We start from the raw sequence: 20,192 nt of genomic DNA on the forward strand, positions 1-20,192 counted from the left end.
CCCGCGGGGTGATTTTTTAGTGGTGTGACTTATTCCTGACGAAAGGCGGTCAGCGCGGCCTCAAAGTCGGCGAGCTTCTGCTCGGCCGCCGCCTTGTGTTCGGCGCTGGTGCCGACGTAAAACTTCACCTTAGGCTCGGTGCCGGACGGCCGAATGGCGATCCAGGTGCCGTCTTGCAGCACGTACTTCAAGACGTCGGACACCGGCATGTCGATCGCCTGCTTGGTGCCGTCGGCCTTGGTCGTGGTCTGGGCCTTGTAGTCTTGAACCTCGGCCACGGCGACACCGGCGAAGTCTTTGGGCTGGTGCTCGCGGAACTTGGTCATCAACGCGGCCATCTGCGCCGCGCCATCGACGCCTTCAAAGTCGACCCCCACCGTCTTTTCGGCGAAGTAGCCGTACTTTTGGTAAAGCGCCTGGATGCCGTCCCACAGGGTCATGTTGCGGCTCTTGTAGTAGGCCGCGACCTCGGCGAGCAGCACGGTGGACTGAATCGCGTCCTTGTCCCGCACGAACGGCTTGATCAAGTAGCCGTAGCTCTCCTCGAAGCCGAACAGGAACTCGTGGCTGCCGGTTTCCTCGTACTGCTTGATCTGATCGCCGATGAACTTGAAGCCGGTTTCGACGTTGATCATCGCGACGCCGTAGTCCTTGGCGATCGCCGTGGCCAGCTCGGTGGAGACGATAGACTTGACCACCGCCCCGTTGCGCGGCAAGGTGCCGGCCGCCCGCCGCGCCTCCAAAATGTAGTGGAGCAAGAGGCTGGCAATCTGGTTACCGGTCAACAGCTGGTAGTGATCGCCGGTCCACACCGCGGTGCCCAGCCGGTCGGCGTCGGGGTCCGTAGCGATCAAGACGTCGGCCTGGCTCTTTTTGCCCAGCGCGATGGCCATGTCAAAGGCCTGCGCGAATTCCGGGTTCGGGAACGGCACGGTGGCGAACTCTGGGTCGGCCACTGCCTGCTTGGCCACCAGCTGGAAGTTGGCGAAGCCGGCGTTACGCAGCACCATCTGGGCCGGGATGCGGCCGGTGCCGTGAAGCGGGGTGTACACCAGGCTCATGTCCTTGCCGGTGGTGGCGATCAGGTCGTGGTTGATGGTGACCGTGGCGACCTGGGCGTAGTAGGCCTCATCGACGTCTTCGCCAATCGGGGTCAACAGCTTCTGGCGGCGCAGCTCGTGGACGTCCAGCGCCTTGATGGCGAACAGATCGGTCACTGACCGGACGTACTCGGTGATGCGGTCGGATTCCTCCGGCGGCATCTGGCCGCCATCCGGCCCGTAGATCTTGTAGCCGTTATAGGCCTTCGGGTTGTGGCTGGCCGTGATCATGATGCCGGCGTAAGTCTTGAGGTACCGCACCGCAAAGGACAGCTCCGGCGTCGGGCGCAGGCTGTCGAACACGAAGCTGGGAATGCCATGCGCCCCCAAGACCCCGGCCGCCTCTTGGGCGAACGCGGTGCTTTCGTAGCGCGAGTCAAAACTGATCGCCACGCCGGCCTGCTTTTGCGCCGCCGGCAAGGTGTCCATGAACCGGGCCAGCCCCTCGGTCGCCTGCCGCACCGTGTACAGGTTGATGCGTCCGATACCGGCCCCGATGATGCCGCGCATGCCCGCGGTCCCAAAGGCCATCGGGGCGGAGAAGGCGGCCTCTTGAGTCTCGGGGTCGTCAGCCATCGCCAGCACCTCTTGCCTCATTCGTGGGTCGATGCCCGTCGCGTCTGCCCAGACAGCGTAGTTCTCTTTGTAACCCATAAGCTCAACTCCTATTCATTGTCGTGCCGGTGCCACCACCGGTCATCTCGCTTAGATTATCTCACTTGAGAAAGACCAGTCAACAAATAAGCGCGATTCTCACCAAGGTTTCGCCGGCCGCTTGCGGCTTGACGGTGGCTTCAGACACTGGGTAGACCAATACTGACCCGCCAGCCCCGGCGAGCGCCCCGCCACACGCAAAGGGTACCGCGGGTTGCCCCGCAGTACCCCGGTTGCGATTGAGTTGAGGAATCGACCCAACTGCAAGGCAGACTGCCCCCGCTAGCTGGTGAAACCGATTCGGTTGGTGGTACGCACTGTGGTGGACCCGGCAGTCGCAGCTCCCTGGAATCAAACCAGAGCCGTTTTCTTTTGCGAGAATTTCTCCATCGCTAGACGCTCGCGCCGCGGACGCGGTTGACATAGGTCAACGTTCATCGGATGAGAATGATAGTCACTGCAAGCTGCCGTAGGCTGCGCTTCGGCCGTGCGACCGAGAGGCGCTGTCGAATTCTACGCCAATAGAATAACACCGGGTGGTCGGAAATACCATGACGCCAGTGTAAATGTTAGGTAAATTTTGTGTAAATAAATAACACTGGGCGAATGCAGGGACGCAAAACGCGGCCGCCTGGAAGCACCAGGCGGCCGCGTCAGCGTCGCGTGTTTAGTTGGCCGCCGGCACGGCGCCGTTCTCAAGCGTCGCGTCCTGCAGGCCCTGCAGGTAATTGAAGGCGCTCTGGCCGGCCTGGCCGCCTTCCCCGACGGCCGTGGTGATCTGGCGCAAGGTCTTCGCGCGAACGTCGCCGATGGCGAAGACGCCCGGCACCTTGGTGGCCATCAGGTCGTCGGTGGGAATCCAGCCATTCTCGTCCAGCACCCCGAGATTCTGGAAGCTGTCGGTCAGCGGCTTGATGCCGACGTAGATGAAGACCCCGGCGGCCGGCACGGTGGTTTCCTCACCGGTCACCTTGTCGCGGTAGACCACGCCCGTCACCTTGTTGTCGTCGCCGACAATTTCCTTGACCTGTGCGTTCCAGATGAAGGACATTTTCTCGTTGGCAAAGGCCCGCTGCTGGATGATCTTCTGCGCCCGCAGCTGGTCGCGGCGGTGAATCACCGTGACCTTGGACGCCAGGCCCGTCAGGTAGAGGCCCTCCTCGACGGCGGAGTCACCGCCGCCGATCACAACGACTTCGCGATTCTTGAAGAACGCGCCGTCGCAGACCGCGCAGTAGGACACGCCGCGGCCGCCGTATTGCTCTTCGCCGGGAATGCCCAGCTTGCGGTGCTCGGCACCGGTGGCGATGATCACGGCCTTGGCCTCGTAGGTGGTCTCGTCGGTCGTCACGACCTTGACCGCACCCTTGTCGGTCACATCCGTCACGTTGCCGTACGCGTACTCCGCGCCAAACTGGGTCGCCCCGTCGTACATCTTCTGGCCGAGTTCCGGGCCGAGGATCGAGCTGAAGCCCGGGTAGTTCTCCACGGCGGCGGTGTTGTTCATCTGACCACCGTAGATGCCGCGGTCCAGCATCAACACGGACAGGTTCGCCCGCGATGCGTAGAGGGCGGCGGTCATGCCGCCGGGCCCGGCCCCGATCACGATCACATCATAAAGCTTAGACATGGGCAAAAACTCCTTTTGGTTGGTTTGCTTACGAAAGGTAAGTATACGCGCTTTTAGTCCTGCTGTAAAGTCGTGTCGAAATCAAACTCCGGCTTGCCGTCTCGGGCCATCAGGTCGGTGATCACGCTGGCAATCGGCGCGTCCTGGTACAACACCCGGTAAATGGCGGCCGAAATCGGCATTTCGACGTCCAGCTGCGCCGCCAGCTCATGCACCACTTTGGCGGTGGAGACGCCTTCGACCACCATGCCCATGTTCTCCAACACGTCCGCCAGCTTCTGGCCCTGCCCCAGCGCGTTGCCGGCTCGCCAGTTGCGGCTGTGAACGCTGGTGCAGGTGACGATCAAGTCGCCGACGCCGGACAGGCCGATGAAGGTCAGCGGGTTGGCGCCCATTTTGACGCCCAGGCGGGTGATCTCGGCCAAGCCGCGGGTCATCAAGGCCGCCTTGGTGTTGTCACCGTAGCCCAGGCCATGCAGGGCCCCGGCGCCGATGGCGATCACGTTCTTCAAGGCGGCGCCGCACTCGACGCCGATCACGTCTTGGTTGGTATAAAGGCGGAAGTAATCGTTCATGAACGTGTCTTGAATCGACTGGGCCGCCGCCAGGTCCTTGGAGGCCGCGGTCAACGTCGTGATGTCCTTGGTCGCGACGTCCTCGGCGTGGCTCGGCCCGGAAATCACCACCAGCCCCTGGTACAGGTCGGCCGGCAGAACGGATTCGATCACCTGCGACACGCGCAGCTTGGAGCCGACCTCAAGCCCCTTGGCCGCATGGGCGATGATCGGGCGCTTGGCGGCGCCTGCCAAAAGCGGCATCACCTGCGTGGCCACGCTGCGAATCGCGTTGGTCGGCACGACGAACAAGATCACATCGGCGTCTTGCACCGCCGCGGCCAGGTCGGTTGTGGCCTGCAAGGCCTCATGCAGGTGGAACTCCGGCAGGTAGTGGGTGTTGGTGTGTTGCTGGTTGATTTCCGGAATCTGCTTGGGATTGTTGGTCCACAGCGCGACATCGTGCCCATTTTCCACCAACAGGTTCGCTAAGACGGTACCCCAGGAACCGGCGCCTAGTACGGCCACTTTTTTAGTCAAAAGATCACTCCTATTTGTTTAAAGTTAAAGGTTGTTCAGCTTGTTGCCATCCAGGTACCACGGCAGGTCCTGCCGACGCCGGTACCACCACATAAAGGCCGCGGCGGCGAACAAGACGATCGACAGCAGCTGCGAGACCCGCAGCCCCGGCAGCATGTACAGGCTGTCGGTTCGCATCCCCTCGACGAAGAAGCGGCCGAAGCTGTACCACATCACGTAGGACAAGAAGACCTCGCCCTGCTTGAACCAGCCCTTGTGGTGCCGGACGCTCATGATCAAGACGAAGCCGGCGACGTTCCACGCGGATTCGTACAAGAAGGTCGGCTGGCGGTAGGCCCCGTCGATCAGCATCTGAGACACGATGAACGGCGGCAGGTGCAACCCCTGCAGGAAGGCCAGCGTCGTCTTGGCGCCGAACGCCTCTTGGTTCATGAAGTTGCCCCAGCGCCCGATGGCCTGGGCGATCATCACGGTCGGGGCGGCGATGTCCAGAATCAGCCAGGCCGGCAACCACTTGGCGTGACAGTAGACGAGAAATACAATGACGCTGGCGATCAGCGCCCCGTATATCGCGATGCCGCCGTGCCAGATTGCGATGATTTCGCCGGGATGCGCCGCGTAGTACGGCCACTCGAAGGCCACGTAGTACAGCCGGGCCCCGATCAGGGCGAAGGGCAACGCCCACAGCACCAGGTTCAGGATGTGATCCTCGTTGACGTTGCGGCGCTTGGCCTCTTGCATCGCCAGGTAGGCCGCAAGCAGCACCCCGGCGGCGATGATTACGCCGTACCAGTGAACCTCAAGGCCCCCCAGGCGCAGCGCGATCGGATTCAGTGCATTGAACATCACTTGTCCTCCGAGTTCGTCTTGATCAGGTTGTTCAGGTTGCGCTCGAAGGTCTTGGTCGCGTCAAAGCCCATGGACTTGGCGCGGAAGTTCATCGCCGCGACCTCGATAATCGAGGCCAGGTTGCGGCCGACCTTGACCGGAATGGTGATCTTCGGCACGGCGACGTCGAAGATCTGCTGGCTCTGCTCGCCGGAGCCCAGGCGGTCGAACTGCTTGTCCGGCGTCCAGTTCTCCAGGTGAACGATCAGGTCGACCGAGGCGTTGGTCCGCACCGCCCCGGCCCCGAACAGGCTCATCACATCGATGATGCCCAGGCCGCGAATCTCCAGCAGGTGGGCCAAAATGGCCGGGGCCTCGCCGATGATGGTCTGCTCGTCTTTTTGGTAGACATCGACGCGGTCGTCGGCGATCAGCCGGTGCCCGCGCTGAATCAGCTCCAGCGCGGTTTCGGACTTGCCGACCCCGGAATCGCCGGTGATCATCACGCCCAGCCCGTACAGGTCGACCAAGACGCCGTGCATGCTGCGCCGCTCGGCCAGCTCGCTTTCCAGGTAATCGGTGAGCAGGCTGGACAGGCGCGTGGTGGACAACTTGGAGCCAAGCACCGGAATGTGGGCGGCCGCGGCGGCCATCAGCATTTCGTCTAGCGGCTCGATGCCGCGCGACACCAGAAACGCCGGCGTGTCCTCGGCGGCCATGCGCTTGAGAATCACCAGCCGCTCCTCGGAGGTCATGTTCCGCGCAAAGGCGCTTTCCGTGCGACCGAACAACTGCACGCGTTCGTGCGGGTAGTAATTGAAGTACCCGGTCAGCTCCAAGCCCGGCCGCGAAATATCTGACACGACCACCTTGCGCTCATCTAGGTACGCCTCACCGCTGTACACGGTCAGGTTCGTGTCGGTCACGAGCTGGCGTACTGAAACACTTTCTACCATCGGGTCCACCTGTCTTTCGCCATAGTTTGTCTCTAATTTTATCATCGTTTGGCCTAACTTAACAGGGCCGGGGCCAAAAGCGCGGCGCGGCGGCCTTAGCGACGCCGCTCACTGGCTGCCGCCGAGGTTGATCAGCACCAAGTCGCGGTGGTCGGGCCCCAGAATTGCGTCCAGCCTAGCCTGCCACATCGCCGCGTCCTCGGGCAGCTCGATGGTGGCCATCAAGGCGATCGCCGCCCGGCAGGTCGCGGTGCCACTGGCCACAGCGCCTCGGCGAATCGCCAGCCAGCCGGTGAGGAAGCGCCGCACCAGCGCCGTGGCGCCAAAGTTCGGCTCTTTTTGCAGAAGCGCCAGCACCGCGGCCGCGGCGTCAAACTCCCGCCGCGCCACAAACACCGTGAAATCCCCCACGAGCAGGTCAAAGGGCAGCGTTCGGTACCGCGCATTGGCCTTGAGGCGGCGGCTGAGCTTAACGCCGATGGCGAGCAGGCGCAGGTTCTCCGCGGTCGGCATCATCACCATGAATAGCTGGAAGAGCTGCACCTCGTACACCCCCCAGCTGTCGACCTGCTGCAGGTAGCGAATCACCGGCCCGGCCGCAGCCACGTCGGCGGTGATGGTGTCGGCCGCACTGGCCGCGAGCATCCCTTGGTAGAACAGGTAGGCGAAATGGTGGTTGCGCGTCGGGGCGGCGCGAAAGGTCGCCTCGGCCGCGTCTTTGGCCTGGCGGATCTCGGCCAGGTTGGCGCCGCCATACGTCCCCCGGGCCAGGAACGGCCGCAAAAACGGCAGCTCCCGCTTGGCCAGCCACAGCTGCGCCGCGTCACCCGCCAGCTCGGGCGGTTGACCGGTGCGGTTGGCGACGAACCAAAACTCGGCCGCAGTCACGTTGATGGCGGTCAAAAGCTTCATAAAATTGGTCTGCGACACGTCGGTTCGCCCCCGCTCGAAGCGCGAGACGAACGAGGCGGTCAGGCCGGTTTCCAGTTCAATGTCTTGCAGCGTGATGCCGCGGCTTTGGCGCATCTGCCGGTATAATGCTCCGATTGGCATGTCCTCGCCCCACTTTGTTTGTCATATATGACATTTTGAACTAGCGGGTGGCGGCCGTCAACTATCATGAGGCCATGCATCAATTACCGGACCACGGAGGAATCGTCATGAACATCTACTTGCACAACCGCCCGTTTCGCGCCTTGGCCAACGCCAGCTTCCTGTCCAGCATCGGCTCGGTGCTGTTCAACTTTGTTTTTCTGGTTTACGCCCAGACCCTGCCATTCAAAACCCTGGCGCTGTCCTTGGTCACCGCGATTAACTTGTTGCCGCAGCTTTTGGCCGTGCCCAGCGGCTACCTGGCCGATCGCCTCGCCCCGCGGCGCCGCTTCACCGCGATGGTCGGCTTGCGGCTGGTTCAGGCCGCGGCCTACGTCGGACTGGCCTTCATCATTCAGGCACCGGGGACCCTGGGCCTGTTCGCCGTGCTGTTGGCCATCAACCTGGGGTCGGACCTGCTGGCCGACTTCACCGGTAACCTGGTCATGCACTACCAAAAGCACGTGTTGGCCAACCAAGACGAGTACCAGCAGGGCTTCGGGCTGCTCAGCGGCGTCGGCAACCTGATCAGCCTGGTTTTCCAGGCGCTGGGGGCCAGCCTGATTGTGCTGCTGCACCACAATTACGTCGTCTTCGGTCTGATCAACGCCGCAAGCTTCGCCCTGGCCGCACTGGCGCTGCTTCACGACCGCGCCGTCTTTCGGGCCGCCGACCAGGCCGCCCAGGATGCGCAAACCGCCGCCCCACAGGCCAGTGAATCCATGCGTCAAGGCATCGGTCACGCGCTGCGGTTCATCACCCAAGACCACTTCTTGTTCAGCATCATCGGCCTGGCCTTGGGGGTCAACGCCTTAGGCACCGGGCTGGACGGCCTGCTCACCGTGCTTTTGGCCAACGTGCCGCGGCTGTGGTTCGGCGCCAGCTTCGGCACCACCGTTGCCGTGGTCGGCGTGGCCGCAAGCCTCAGCACCACCGTCGCCGCCTTGTTCATGCACGATGGCTTGCAGCGCTGGTCGCTGCCGGCCCTGGCCGCGGTCACCATGGTGGCCTTGGCCGCCGAGTCGGCCAACCTGGTTTGGTGGCAAAACCGCGGCGCGATGGTCGCCTTGATCGTCGTAGCCTGCTACCCGGTCGGCAAAATCAACCCGCGCCTGTCGGCCATCGTGCTGAGCCGCGTCGACGCCGCTCACCTCGCCACCGTCTCCGCCGCCATGCAGACGCTGGTGATGATCGGTGCCCCGGCCGGTACCGCCGTGTTCTTGGGGATCGCCAACCTCGCCCAACCGACCAGCGCCTGGCTGGTGTACGGCGTCTGCGCAGCCTTGATGGCCGGCGTCGCCGTGGTGCTGGCGCTGCACCAGCCGGAGTCGGGCAAGCGACCGGCCGGCGACTGACCGCCGGGTGACCACCTCGGCCGAAGCCAGCGACCGCCGAGCGACTGAGCGCCGAAGCCAGCAACCGGGCCGCAACCGATTGGACGAGCGGCCGCCGACGCCAAACACCCCGCCTCACCACGCATGTGCGTGGCGAGGCGGGGTGTTATTGGCTGCACTCAGTTGCCGCCGGTCGTGCTGTCGTCACCGGTGGTGGTCGCCGCCTTGCCATTCGCCACCACATCCGGGTAGCGTTCCTCCAGCAGCGACACGGTGTAGCCGACGTCGCCACCGACGGCCAGCGTGTCCTTGTAGGCCTGCAGGATGCCGCTGTCCGGCACGGCGTTGACCGCCGCGGCCGACAGCTGGGTGCCAAAGTAGGTCAAAACGGCGCTGCGAACGTCGGCGGCGCTCAGGTCGTTGCCGGCCGGGGCCGTCGCGGTGGCCGTGTCCTTGCTCGAGCTCGAGTCACTGGCCGCACCGGCGTCAGCGTCGCTACCTTGGGCCTTGGCCGCCTGGTTCCAGCTGACCTTCGGCTGATCGGCCGCGGTTGGGTCGCTCGCCTTGGCGCTGCCGCCCTTGGCAGCGCTGCTGGTGCTGGTCTGATCGCTGGTGCTGGTGCTGTCGCTGGATGCAGCCGTTGCCGTGCTGGCCGCGGCGGCATCGAGCTGTTGGACCAAGGCGTCGTAATCGGCCTTGAGCCGCTTGAGGTAGTCCTGACTCCAATCAAGCGGGGCCAGCGGCGCGAGCGTCTCCTTGGCCTGGGTGGTTTCCCCGGCATCTGCCTGGGCCTGGGCCTCCTTGAGCAGGCTGGCGGCGCGGCGGTACTGCTTGGCGACCTTGGCCAGCCGCTTGGCGTAGGCCTTGAGCTTGGTGGTCAGGGCCTTCGCCCCGTGCTTGCGCTTGAGGGCCTGGGTCACCGTCTTGTGGGCGCGAACGGGCCGGCCGGCCTGCTCCTGCGACTGCGCCTTCAGATACGCCTTGGTCTGCGCCAGATCGGTGGCCGCAGCCTTGGTCTTTTTGGCCGCCACCGCCGCTTGAAAGTGGTCCAAGGCACCGGCGAAGTCGTCTTGTTTCACCGCCAGCACCCCGGCCGCAAGCGCCGTCTGGTAGGTGCTTGGCTTGGTTTCGGCCGCCTTCTTGCCGCCGAAGCAGCCGGCCAAGGCGACGACCGACACCGCCAAGGCAACCGCGAGTTTGACCCATTTGCTTTTCACGCTATCACTCCTGTTCTGTCCTTATAGTTTACTACATCCCGCCGCGGATTGCGGCCGCACAACGGAATCTTAAGGACAAAAAAACAGCCGCGGTGGCGGCTGTCTGAGGCAATTACTTGCCCAGCTTGGTCTTGTCGGTCACTTCAAGCTTGTCGTTGAAGGTGTAAACAACGGGTTCGCCGGTGGCCATTTCCAAGTTGATGATGTCTTCGTCGGAAATGTTTTCGATGTACTTGGTCAAAGCACGCAGGGAGTTACCGTGGGCGGCGATGATCACGTTCTTGCCGGCCAGCAGGTCCGGGGCGATGTGGTCTTCCCAAAACGGAATGACACGCTCAAGGGTGACCTTGAGGTTCTCACCACCCGGCACGATGCGAGGGTCCAGGTTGGCGTAGCGCCGATCCTGCGCAGCGGAGCCTTCGTCGTCGGCGCTCAAAAGCGGTGGCAGCACGTCGTAGGAACGACGCCAGATGTGAACCTGTTCGTCGCCCCACTTCTTGGCGGCCTCGGCCTTGTTTTGGCCCTGCAAAGCGCCGTAGTGGCGTTCGTTCAGGCGCCAGGTCTTGGTTTCCGGAATCCAGAGCTGACCGGATTCTTCCAGTGCAAAGTGCAACGTCTTGATCGCGCGGGTCAAAACAGAGGTGTAAGCCTGGTCGAATTCAAGGCCGGCTTCCTTGATCTTGCGACCCGCCGTCTTTGCTTCCTCAACACCTTTTTCGCTTAAGTTAACGTCGACCCAACCGGTGAACTGGTTGGACAGGTTCCATTCACTTTGACCGTGACGGATAAGCACTAATTTTGCCATCTAGAGATTACCTCGCTTTTAATTTTTGTCAGCTGGCTGACTGCTTTACATCCACTTATCATACACTATTTCTGAAAAGCGTGCTACTCAAAGTGCAGGCGCCGGCTGGTGCGGCCGCCCGGCATCTGCTACACTACGGGAAAAAGCTCACGAAGGGACCCTCATGAAAAAATTCTGGCTTGCCATCGCCGCGCTGTGGGTGCTCAGCATCGTTTACTTCCTCGTCTACGTCAACGCGCCGGCCCTGCAGACGGCGGTCGACCAAAGCGCCGGCCTGTCGCTGCTCCACGGCATCATGGACATTTTGCTTTTGGGCGGCGGCTTCGCCCTGATTGCCCGCGGCCTCTACCGCCTGTTTCACCGCTGAGGCCAAGCGGCAGCGGCCGCCAGGGCGTTGCCCGACAATTCCGCCCGTGGCGCGGCTTGGCCGCGGCCTTTGGCCAAGCGGCGGCGCCTGTGGGCGGCCCGGGTTTCGGCCGCCTGCGGTCGCCGAGTCGTCTGAGAAGCTTTTGGGCGCCAACGGGGGTATCATGACGGTATCCTAGCGAAAGAAGGCGTCACCATGACTCTTGAGATCACCAGCAGCCTGCAGAACCTGCAACGGACCGTTAACCACCACTTCCGCCACATTCAAGCCGCCCATCCCTTTGCCAGACCAATTGCGGTGCAATACGAGCTAGCCTACACCGATTACCGCGTCGTTCAGCTCGCCCTGCAGTTGGGCGAACAGCCGGCCCTGAACGCCGAGCTGACCGCGGCCTACGAGGCGGTGCAGGCCTTCGAGTGGCCGTTCATCGCCGGTGGCCCCGCCGAGTTCGCCGCACAGCACGGCGAAGCGCCGGCCGGCTACGCCCAAGCCGTCGCCACCTTCGACGCGGTTTGCGCCAGGGTCGCCGCCTGGCAGGGCGGCGCAACCAGGCACTGACGCCGGCGCCTGCAAGGCAACGACCCACCGCACCGCACGGCGCGACCAAAAAACCGGTGTCCCCCGCTCGCCACGCAGGCGAGGCAAGGACACCGGTTTTTTACTTGGCGCCGGGTCCGGTCTTGGCCGGCTCTTCCGGAATCTTTTTGACCCCCAGAATGTCCAAGATGAAGGTGAAGATTGGAATGCCGACGATCAGCCCCCAGGTGCCGAACAGCCGCTCGCCGACTAAGAGGACGACGAAGGTGAAAAACACCGGCAACTTGGTGCGGCTGGACATGAACTTGGGGTTGAGCACGTAGGCCTCGAGCATGTGGATCACCAAGATCATCACGATGATCGTGATCACCCCTTGCAGCCCGTCGACCGTGAAGGCGATGATGGCCAGCGGCACCACCGAAATGATCGCGCCGGCGACGGGAATCATCGACAGCAGAAAGACCATGATGGCCAGGCTTGGCACGTTGGGCATTTTCAGCGCAATCAGGGTGATGGTCGTGATCACCGTGTTGACGATGGCGATGAAAATCTGTGCCTCGATCACCACGCCGAACGTGTTGATGAACTTCTCGGCGAAGTACTTGAGATCGGCGAAGTACCAGCCGAACGGCGAGGTTAAAAAGCGCCGGCCGAAGACCTTCAGCTCATCGATTTCAACGGTGAAAAAGAAGCTGAGGATCAAAGACAGCAACAGCGTGACCCCCATCGCGGTGATGCTGCCGGCGTATTCCAGAATCGTGTTGATGCCGGCCTGCAGCTGGGTCTTCAGGTTCATCTTGTTCAAGGAATCGAGCACCCACTGCATCGCCTGGTTGTTGGCGAACTCCTTGCTGTTGTAGAAGGTTTGGACCTGGTTGTACAGATGCACCGTCTGGTTGGCAATCACCGGCACGTAATGAATCAGGGTATACATCAGCCCCGCCACCACCAGCAGGTACAAGGGGGCGACCACCACCACCGCCTTGACGCGCAGCTTGCGTCGCACCAAGTTGATCACCCGGGTCACCAAAAAGGCGAAGATGAAGGTGAGCAAAATCGTACTCATGATGCTTCGGGCCAGCCACAATAAGGCGACGACGCTGGTCATCACGGCCGCGCGGCGCAGTTTTTCATTCGCAACGAATTTCTGGTAAGGTGTCATGCACAAGCTCCTCGGGTTAACTTCCCGGTCATTATACCACGACCTCGCTGAACGGCAGGTTCAAGTCGAAGGGTACCGGCCGCGCCAGCGTCAAAAAGTCCGGGCCGCTGGCGCAGGTCACGGCCAGGACCTGCACCCCTGCCGCCTGGGCGGTCGCAATCGCCGGGGCGAGCGCCGGAAAGCGGTCGCGGTAGATGGTCGCGTCGTGAATGCCATCCAGCTGAATCACGAACACCAAGAAGGCCTTGTACCCTTCCTGGGCCGCGGCGGTCAGCGTGTGGACGTGCTTGAGGCCGCGGGTGGTCGGCGCATCCGGAAAGGCCGCCCGGGTGCCGTTGGCCAAAGTCACCCCCTTGGTCTCGGCGAACCATTCCTGGCCGGTCTGAGTGTGACCGGCAAAATCCAGCCGCGAGTCGCGGTAGGTGGTCTCCGGATGCACGACGTAAGGCCCCGGGCAGCCGGGCAGACTCAGGCTGCCGTCGCGCAAGGCGGCGTTGACCAGCCGGTTGGGCGCCAGGCTGTCGATGTTGATCCAGCGGTTGTCGCGCTGCACGGCGATGATGTCGTAAGGCGTCTTGCGGTCCGGATTTTGGGCCTTGCGAATGCTGATGGCGTGACCGGGAACCAGCAACTCCTTGTTGCGGCCGGTGTTGCTCAGGTGAGCGGCGACCACCGTATCGTCGCAGGCGACGGTGACCGTGAAGCGGCTGATCCGCTTGACCACCCGCCCGATTTCAACTGTTCCGTAATCCATGACGCGCCTTTCCGGGCAATGCCCCAACCCTGCGGCCAGCAAAAAAGCGGCGCAACCGCGCCGCTTGGTCTAACGCACGACGATGACCGAAGTCTCCGCCTCACGCACGATGTCACCGGCGACGTGGCCGATGTGAACGTGGCCGCGGCGGCTGTGGGAGCCCAAGATGATCAGGTCCGGCTTGAAGGCCGGCACGATTTCGTCCAGAATCACGCGGCCGGGCTTGCCCTCACCGATCAGAGGCTGCACGTCTTGGGCCCCGAACGCCGTGGCCTTTTCCACGTAGGTGTTGAGGTGAGCGGCGATCTCGGACCGGCGCTGGCTCAAGAGGTCCGGCGACAGCGACTGGTAGATGTTCAGGTCGCCGGTTTCAAGAATCGACACGATGCCCAGCGGAATGCTGTAGATTTTCGCCAGGGTGCAGGCGTAGTTGAACGCCTTTCGCGATGAGTCATCGTCGTCGTCATCCACCGCCAAAAGCAGGCGGTCGTAGTGCATTGATTGAACTTCGAAGTCTTCTTCTGTGGCCATGTGTATCGCTCCTTTGCTTGTGCTTACAGGATACTACGCGCCGCCCTTGTTTTCAGCAAAATACTGCCGAAACCGGCCGTAATAATTGTGGAACATATACGTCATCAACACCCAGCGGCGAAAGGACATGTCGCCGTCGTAAAACACGGTGGTGCCGACCTGCCCCGCCGCGATCAGCCGCAGCGCGTCGGCCTTGGCCGGGTTGCCGCTGGCGTAGGTGGCAAAGACCTTCTTCGGCACCCCCAGCCACAGCTTGCGCGAGGCGGCCGGCGGATCGGCGAACACCGGCGGCTCGCTGGCCAAGGTGTGATCGATCAGCTCCGCCACCGGCCACTGCGCCAGGTTGTAGCCGTTCAAGGTGACGTAATAGGCGCTGCGGCCGGGCCGTAGGTTCAAGTCGAGAATCTTGAACTGCGAATCTCGCACGTCGTACTTTAGGTCGATGTTGGCGAACCCGACGTAGCCGATGGCCTCAAGGAACCCGGCGAACTGGTCGTACAGCGTCTGGTCGTGAGCCGGCAGAATCGCGACGTAGGAGCCGATGACGTTAGGCGTCGGGTCCTCCAAGAGCGGGTGGCCCAAGCACATCATTTTGACCCGGTGGTCGCCGGTCACGTAGGCGTTCAAAACGCGGGTCTGCGAATCGTCGCCGGGGATGAAGTCCTGCAAAATCAGGTTGCCGCGGTAGCCGTTGGCGTAGGCCTTTTGCACCGTGGCGTTGAGCTCGACTTGCGAGTGAATCAGGTAGGCCTTCTTCACGCCTTCAAAGCTCAGGCGGTGCCAGGCCAGGCTGTCGGCCGGCTTGAGCATGACGGGGAACGCGTAGGGCGAGCTGATCGCCACCCCGCTGGCCGCCATGGCCGGCGTCACGATTCGCGTCGCCGGATACGCGATGCCGTGATCCGCACACAGCTGGTAGAAGCGCTCCTTGTCGGCCAGCTCGGCCAACAGTGTCGCGTCGATGGTCGGGCAAAGAAACTTCGTGGCCAGCTCCTGCTTGTGCGTGGCCACCAGGCTGGCGTAGGCGTCGCCGCAGGGCAACAGCAACGTCGGCTTGGAGCAGGTGAGCTGCATCAACGTCTTGGTGAACACCGCGTCTTGGTCGAAGTCCGCCACCAGGTGAACCGCTACAATCTTGGAGTAGCGCGTCGGGGCGAACTGCTCACGGGCATACACCGTCGCTACCGTGCCGTACCGTTCGTGAAAGGAACGGGCAATGCCGTACACATTATCATCGCTGCCTAGCAGCACCACCGCAAACTCCGGACTTTCCGCCAACCGCGTCGCCCTCCCTTATCCACACTTTGGCTCAAGTATACCATGCCGCCGGGTTTTTACCTAAAACCGCGCGGTGGCGCAGGCGGACCCCCGCTCGCCGCAAAGGCGCGGCAAAGCCCCCCGCGGCATCGGCCCGGCCGCTCAGGCGTTGGGTGCAGGCGGCGCGACGGCCGGCCAGCGGTGGGTCGCCTCAAACTCGGCGGCCAGCTGCTTGGCCGTGGCCGTCACCGCCGCTGGGTACTGGAGGTGGGCCAGCAGCGCAATCGCGTTGTGCGTGGTGGCCGGGCCTTGGTGCAGCCGGTAATCGAAGTGAACCCCACCGGCGTCGACGCTTTCTTGGAAGTGCCAGTTGACCACGCCGGCGCCGAGAATCGCGGTCAGCTCGCTGTCGTGGGTCGCGACCATGGTCAAGGCCGCGGTCGGCTCCAGCCAGTCGATGATGCTGGCCGAGGCCGCGATGCGCTCGACCGTGTTGGTGCCCTTCAGGATTTCGTCGACGAAGCCATAGGTCCGCGCCCCTTTTTGGACCTGGGTCAAAAGCCGACGAATCGCCTTGATCTCGGCGATGAAGTAGGAGTCGCCGGCACTGAGGTCGTCTTGAATCGCCATGGCGGTGATCACGTGGCCCGGCGCCAGCGTGAAGGTTTCCGCCGTCGCGGTGTTGATGGTCTGCGCCAGCAGGCAGTTGATTGCGACGCTTTTGACGTAGGTCGACTTGCCCGAGGCGTTGCTCCCGGTGATCAAGGCCGTGCGAGCCCAGGCCAAGTCATTGGCCACCGGCTTTTTGAGCAGCGGGTGAACCAGGCCGGTCGCGCTGACGCCGCCTTCCTCAAACCGCGGGATGCAGCTGACCGGCTGGGCCAGGCGGTAATTGGCGATGGCAATCGCGCATTCGAGGTCACCCAGCTGCCGCCACAGGGCAAGCGCCGCCTCGCGGAAGCGGTGCAGCTTCTCCAGCACGAAGTTGTACGAGATGAACGGCAGCATGAACGCGATGCTCAGGTAATCGGCAATCACCTCGCCGGCGGTCCCGGTCTTGATGCGAAACACGAAGGCCGTGCGGGTGATGGTGGCCAGCGGCGCCAGCGCCTGCTGCAAGGCGGCCTGGCGCGGCGTCTTGAGCTTAGCGACCCGCCGCGCCGTCGCCACGGTCTGCACCAGGTAGCGCATCGCGTTGAGCTCAACGGTCAGCCGCTCGCGCCGCAGCTGGTAGTAGATCAGGTTGAAAATCAGGCTAGCCATCACCAGGGTCACCCCGAGAAGCGGCAAGGCGAACGCCAGCGCCAGCCCGACCAGCGGCAGGCAGCCAAGCACGACGTAGCGCCAGGTCTGGTGCAGCTCGTGCTTGGCGCCTTCCAGCAGGTAGGCCTGCGTCTGGTTGTGGTCGCTTTTGCCCAGCCTGGCAAAGGCGGTGCGACACCGCAGCCGCGCGACCGGCTCGGTGGTGAAAAAGCCGATCAGGTCCTCGAGGTCGCCGGCGTGGCCGAAGTCAAAGGCATGCAGCCTGGCGTAAAGCGCCTCGGCGCCGACGCTGGACTCCGTCAGGTTCAGGCTGCGAAACACCGCCTGCATGTTCAGGTCCTGCCAGGTCAGCGCATCGACCGTGCTGTCGGCCGGGTGCAGCTGGCTGGCGTACTGGAACGCTTCCTCCAGGCTGGCCGGGCTGTCCTGGCGCCGGACCTCGGGCAGCTGACCCCAGCTACCCAAAAGCCGGTCGCGCAGCGCCAGCCGCTCGCGAATGCTCGACACCACCACCACGGCCACCAAAACCAGCCCAAAGCCGACTAGCCACCACCCGCTGTTCGCATCCATTCCCGTCACCCCTTGCAATTGTTACCCTCAGGATAAGGCCGTGGCGCAAAAATGCAAGCGGATTCGACTGCCGCCGCGTTCGCGCGGGTCGCGACGGCGGCCCCAAACCACAACAACGCGCCACCCCTCCCGGCTTCGTCGGGAGGGGTGGCGCGTTGCGTTAGTGCGATTACTTTCTGAACATTTTGAACTGTCACACCCTACGTCAGGAGTGGCTTCAGACTGCATCGTACCACCTTTGTACCGTATTTTGCTGAAAGTCACGCTTTCATCTTGAATTATAGAACATACGTTCGTATAATTGATGACGAGGTGAGACGCATGAAACTTCCGATTAGCATCGACACATATACCCTGGCTCCCGGTCACGCCCAGCGTGGCATGATCAGGTTGCAGCAGCGCGGCGAGACCATCGGCCTGCTCGACCGTGATAAGCTGCTCGATGACTTGCCGCGTCTGCTCGGCCGACCGCTTGCGATTGATGAGCAGGTGGCGCTGATGCTGGCGGTGCCAAGCGTAGCGGCCTAACGCTACCAGTGCTATACCGTGTCTAAAGAGTCCAGACTGCCGCCGCAATGTCTGGACTCTTTTTGTCGTGCAAAAAGCGGGCCATCAGCCCGCCCTACTTCTCGTCATACCCCGGCCACCACTGCCGCCGCAGCTCTTCGCGCAGCTCGATTGCCTCCTCCAGCGTATCACAGAGGCCGCCGTGCTGGTGGCGCTGGTAGACCACCGACACGCGATACTGCAGCCGCCCGTATCGGTGCGTGGCCGAGATGTTGCGGTAGCCCGTCGCACTATTCCGGCTCAAGGTGTCTCCCAGTTGGTCCAGGCGTGTCCCCTCCGGTGACTCCTGCCGGCGCTTCTCTTGCAGCTCTGGTAGCTTAGCCCGCTGCACGTGGCCGCAGCTCGTGATGGCACCTGAATTGAGCGCCTGCGTCCTGACGTGGGTCAGCTTGCCGCAGTCACACCGGCACAGCCAAGCTATCGCCCTAGACGAGCGCGTGCCGTCGTCCTTGATGACGGTGAGGTGCCCGAAGTGTCTTCCTGTGAGGTCAATAGCTCTTGACTCGATCATAGTGCTTCTATCTTCTCAAGGTCGCGCATCACGGTGCTTGATGCTAGGCCCAGCGCTTCGGCCAGGGCCTGCACCTGGCTCACCTTCCACTTGCTGAAAGGCTTTTCGTTGACCGTCTGCCATACTGACGCGCTGATGCCGGTCTGCTTGGCGAGCTGGTAGCGGGTCAGGCCGTGCGCGGATAGGTAGGTGTCGAGCGTGTTTGTGTCTTCTGCCATCCCGATCGTCTCCTCCCTATCCCATGTCCCCGCGGACACCATAAGCCTCTTGCTTCGTGGTCATGACGCGCATGCCGTCGGTGAGCTCGATGTCCCTGTACTCAACTACAAGAGGCGCGTCAGTGATCTGGTCGTGTGACAGCATGCCGGGCTCGACTTCAAGCTTCCAGCCGTGGTTTTGCTCCCGGTCAGCGGCGAAGACCATGCGGCCGACCATCGTGAAGGGGTGCGCCGCGACCGTGAGGCGGGCGCCATCTTCAATTTTCTCGCCGTCGCTGTAGTAGTGACCGTCGGCGGAGTTGAAGGCCAGCGTGCCGTAGAAGGCATCGAAGTGGCGAACTGCACGCTGCTGAGCTGTGTTGAGTGGCTTATCGGTGGTACCGAACAAAAATTCCTTTGCGTTTGTCATGATGTATGCCTCCGTGGCTTTCTTTGCTGAATTACCCTACTCCTATATAATACAGCTTTTCGTACTATACGCAACCCTTTTATTCAAAAAACTTGTACTAAGCGCAAAAAAAATAAGCCCACCCCCGAAGGGGCGAGCCGAATTGATGAGCTGTGCATACTCTTGATGAGCTACTTGAAGAGTCCCCAAGAACTGGTGCGTTTGGTGCCGATGGCGGTCCCTGTCGGCAAGTAGCCGTATCCGCCGCGACGTGGCTGTCGAATCCAGACGTAGCCGCCGAAGTAACCGAACGCGTCATACTTGACGACGGAGCCCTTCGGCAGGACTGCAATCAGCGGAGAACCAGTGGACGCAGACCTGCTGCGCAGCTTGATTCCGGATGGTTCCGTGATTGTGAAGGTCCCGGACTGCGCGTGCCAGCCGCCTGGCGTGGGCTTAGTTGCTGGTTTGGCCGCAGGCTTAGCCGCCGCCTTGGCCGGTGCCTTGGCCGCCGAGTACTTCGGCCGAGCATAGCCGCGAATGGTCTTGTCGCCGACCGCAATCACGCGGTAGTTGACGCCACCATTGTGGTTGCCCTCCAGCGCTGTAATCTTGCCGCCGGCCACGGCATTGACGAAGCCGATGTGGTCAGGCCAGGTGTCGGTGCCTGACCAGTCGTAGACGATGATGTCGCCGACCTTTGGCGTGATCGCGCCGTTCTCCTGCCAGATGCCGTGTCTCTGGAAGATTTTGACGTACTCGCCGACGGAACACTCGGTTCCGGTCATGCCGGACGCGCCGGACTCGATGAGCACGGCTGACACGAAGGTCGCGCACCAGTTGTCGGTCAGCTTGACGGCGTAGCTGCGGGCCAGTGGCTTGTGCCCGTTGTAGATTGCCAGGATGCGCTTGTGGCTCGCGCTGCCGGCCTTGATGCCGACGTACTTTCTGGCGGTGGTCATGACTGTTTTCATGGTTACCAATTTATTTGTCCTCCTTTTTCGGCGCGGTGTAGCCGAGTGCCTGCATGCTATCCGATACCCCAGCCGTGGTCGGGTCATTGATCGCTGACCACGCTGATCCCAGCATCATTGCCACAACATATGGGTTGCTGAATGCTCGCCATAACAGGTCAAAAAACGCTTTCCACGTGCTCATGTCCTTGCCGTCCAGCCCGAAGTAGGCCAGCACCGGCAAAAAAATAGCGAGCACAATCTGCACCCACCACACCGGATTCTGCACCCGGGCTTTCCAGTTAATCTTAGTCATTATTCTGCTCCTTCCTGCGGAGGCCGACCTCGCTGTACAGCGTACCGATTTCCGCGTCGTGAATGCCGAGTTTGATGTCGTGACGATC

General features: G+C 62.5%; 22 protein-coding genes. 4 read left to right on the plus strand and 18 right to left on the minus strand.

Annotated elements, in window-relative coordinates; genetic code table 11:
- Positions 1-29 precede the first annotated feature (29 nt).
- The 6 genes from NUH19_RS11300 to NUH19_RS11325 form a co-directional block, all read right to left on the minus strand.
- A complete protein-coding gene (locus NUH19_RS11300; RefSeq protein ID WP_420844691.1) occupies positions 30-1,697 on the minus strand; it encodes a phospho-sugar mutase in 1,668 nt (555 codons plus the stop codon).
- Positions 1,698-2,421: 724 nt separating this feature from the next.
- Positions 2,422-3,384 carry a thioredoxin-disulfide reductase gene (gene trxB / locus NUH19_RS11305; protein ID WP_262316662.1) on the minus strand — a complete coding sequence of 321 codons (963 nt, stop codon included), beginning with the start codon at positions 3,382-3,384 and terminating at the stop codon, positions 2,422-2,424.
- 53 nt (positions 3,385-3,437) lie between these two features.
- Positions 3,438-4,478 carry an NAD(P)H-dependent glycerol-3-phosphate dehydrogenase gene (locus NUH19_RS11310; RefSeq protein ID WP_262316663.1) on the minus strand — a complete coding sequence of 347 codons (1,041 nt, stop codon included), beginning with the start codon at positions 4,476-4,478 and terminating at the stop codon, positions 3,438-3,440.
- A 24-nt stretch (positions 4,479-4,502) separates the two neighbouring features.
- The gene (lgt, locus tag NUH19_RS11315) at positions 4,503-5,324 is read right to left on the minus strand and encodes a prolipoprotein diacylglyceryl transferase (RefSeq protein WP_262316664.1); all 822 of its coding nucleotides are present in this window, start codon (positions 5,322-5,324) and stop codon (positions 4,503-4,505) included.
- Positions 5,324-6,262, minus strand: coding sequence for an HPr(Ser) kinase/phosphatase (gene hprK / locus NUH19_RS11320; protein ID WP_262316665.1), 939 nt, complete (start codon positions 6,260-6,262; stop codon positions 5,324-5,326). The genes lgt and hprK overlap by 1 nt, the downstream gene beginning before the upstream one ends.
- A 108-nt stretch (positions 6,263-6,370) precedes the next feature.
- Positions 6,371-7,315, minus strand: coding sequence for an Rgg/GadR/MutR family transcriptional regulator (locus NUH19_RS11325; protein WP_262316666.1), 945 nt, complete (start codon positions 7,313-7,315; stop codon positions 6,371-6,373).
- 107 nt (positions 7,316-7,422) lie between these two features.
- Between NUH19_RS11325 and NUH19_RS11330 the strand changes: the two genes are divergently transcribed.
- Complete coding sequence (locus NUH19_RS11330; RefSeq protein WP_262316667.1) at positions 7,423-8,709, plus strand: MFS transporter; 1,287 nt, start codon at positions 7,423-7,425, stop codon at positions 8,707-8,709.
- Positions 8,710-8,867: 158 nt separating this feature from the next.
- On the opposite strand, the gene NUH19_RS11335 is transcribed toward NUH19_RS11330, so the two are convergent.
- A complete protein-coding gene (locus tag NUH19_RS11335; protein ID WP_262316668.1) occupies positions 8,868-9,905 on the minus strand; it encodes a hypothetical protein in 1,038 nt (345 codons plus the stop codon).
- 112 nt (positions 9,906-10,017) lie between these two features.
- Complete coding sequence (locus NUH19_RS11340; protein ID WP_262316669.1) at positions 10,018-10,710, minus strand: 2,3-diphosphoglycerate-dependent phosphoglycerate mutase; 693 nt, start codon at positions 10,708-10,710, stop codon at positions 10,018-10,020.
- Between the two features lie 163 nt (positions 10,711-10,873).
- Between NUH19_RS11340 and NUH19_RS11345 the strand changes: the two genes are divergently transcribed.
- Both NUH19_RS11345 and NUH19_RS11350 read left to right on the plus strand, forming a co-directional pair.
- A complete protein-coding gene (locus tag NUH19_RS11345; RefSeq protein ID WP_262316670.1) occupies positions 10,874-11,077 on the plus strand; it encodes a hypothetical protein in 204 nt (67 codons plus the stop codon).
- Between the two features lie 195 nt (positions 11,078-11,272).
- A complete protein-coding gene (locus tag NUH19_RS11350; RefSeq protein WP_262316671.1) occupies positions 11,273-11,635 on the plus strand; it encodes a hypothetical protein in 363 nt (120 codons plus the stop codon).
- 100 nt (positions 11,636-11,735) lie between these two features.
- On the opposite strand, the gene NUH19_RS11355 is transcribed toward NUH19_RS11350, so the two are convergent.
- The 5 genes from NUH19_RS11355 to NUH19_RS11375 form a co-directional block, all read right to left on the minus strand.
- Positions 11,736-12,776 (minus strand): AI-2E family transporter, encoded by a 1,041-nt coding sequence (locus NUH19_RS11355; protein ID WP_262316672.1) that lies wholly within the window; start codon positions 12,774-12,776, stop codon positions 11,736-11,738.
- A gap of 31 nt (positions 12,777-12,807) precedes the next feature.
- Positions 12,808-13,530, minus strand: coding sequence for a DNA/RNA nuclease SfsA (gene sfsA / locus NUH19_RS11360; RefSeq protein ID WP_262316673.1), 723 nt, complete (start codon positions 13,528-13,530; stop codon positions 12,808-12,810).
- Positions 13,531-13,599: 69 nt separating this feature from the next.
- Entirely contained in the window at positions 13,600-14,061 is a 462-nt protein-coding gene (locus NUH19_RS11365) for a universal stress protein (protein WP_262316674.1), read from the minus strand.
- A 33-nt stretch (positions 14,062-14,094) separates the two neighbouring features.
- A complete protein-coding gene (locus NUH19_RS11370) occupies positions 14,095-15,339 on the minus strand; it encodes a carboxylate--amine ligase (RefSeq protein ID WP_262316675.1) in 1,245 nt (414 codons plus the stop codon).
- 141 nt (positions 15,340-15,480) lie between these two features.
- Positions 15,481-17,151, minus strand: a complete 1,671-nt coding sequence (locus NUH19_RS11375) for a MutS-related protein (protein WP_262316676.1) — start codon at positions 17,149-17,151, stop codon at positions 15,481-15,483.
- 321 nt (positions 17,152-17,472) lie between these two features.
- Here NUH19_RS11375 and NUH19_RS11380 point away from each other — a divergent pair, with 321 nt between their 5' ends.
- Entirely contained in the window at positions 17,473-17,679 is a 207-nt protein-coding gene (locus NUH19_RS11380; RefSeq protein WP_262316677.1) for a hypothetical protein, read from the plus strand.
- A gap of 94 nt (positions 17,680-17,773) precedes the next feature.
- On the opposite strand, the gene NUH19_RS11385 is transcribed toward NUH19_RS11380, so the two are convergent.
- The 5 genes from NUH19_RS11385 to NUH19_RS11405 all read right to left on the minus strand — a co-directional run bounded on the left by NUH19_RS11385 (position 17,774) and on the right by NUH19_RS11405 (position 20,104).
- The gene (locus NUH19_RS11385) at positions 17,774-17,962 is read right to left on the minus strand and encodes a hypothetical protein (protein ID WP_262316678.1); all 189 of its coding nucleotides are present in this window, start codon (positions 17,960-17,962) and stop codon (positions 17,774-17,776) included.
- Between the two features lie 263 nt (positions 17,963-18,225).
- On the minus strand, positions 18,226-18,447 hold the full coding sequence (locus NUH19_RS11390; protein WP_262316679.1) for a helix-turn-helix transcriptional regulator: 222 nt from the start codon (positions 18,445-18,447) through the stop codon (positions 18,226-18,228).
- A 16-nt stretch (positions 18,448-18,463) separates the two neighbouring features.
- A complete protein-coding gene (locus NUH19_RS11395) occupies positions 18,464-18,856 on the minus strand; it encodes a hypothetical protein (protein WP_262316680.1) in 393 nt (130 codons plus the stop codon).
- 170 nt (positions 18,857-19,026) lie between these two features.
- A complete protein-coding gene (locus tag NUH19_RS11400; RefSeq protein ID WP_262316683.1) occupies positions 19,027-19,809 on the minus strand; it encodes a CHAP domain-containing protein in 783 nt (260 codons plus the stop codon).
- A 10-nt stretch (positions 19,810-19,819) separates the two neighbouring features.
- The gene (locus tag NUH19_RS11405) at positions 19,820-20,104 is read right to left on the minus strand and encodes a phage holin family protein (RefSeq protein ID WP_262316681.1); all 285 of its coding nucleotides are present in this window, start codon (positions 20,102-20,104) and stop codon (positions 19,820-19,822) included.
- Between the last annotated feature and the right edge of the window lie 88 nt (positions 20,105-20,192).

This window comes from Lacticaseibacillus parakribbianus, assembly GCF_025490915.1.
Taxonomy (GTDB): domain Bacteria; phylum Bacillota; class Bacilli; order Lactobacillales; family Lactobacillaceae; genus Lacticaseibacillus; species Lacticaseibacillus parakribbianus.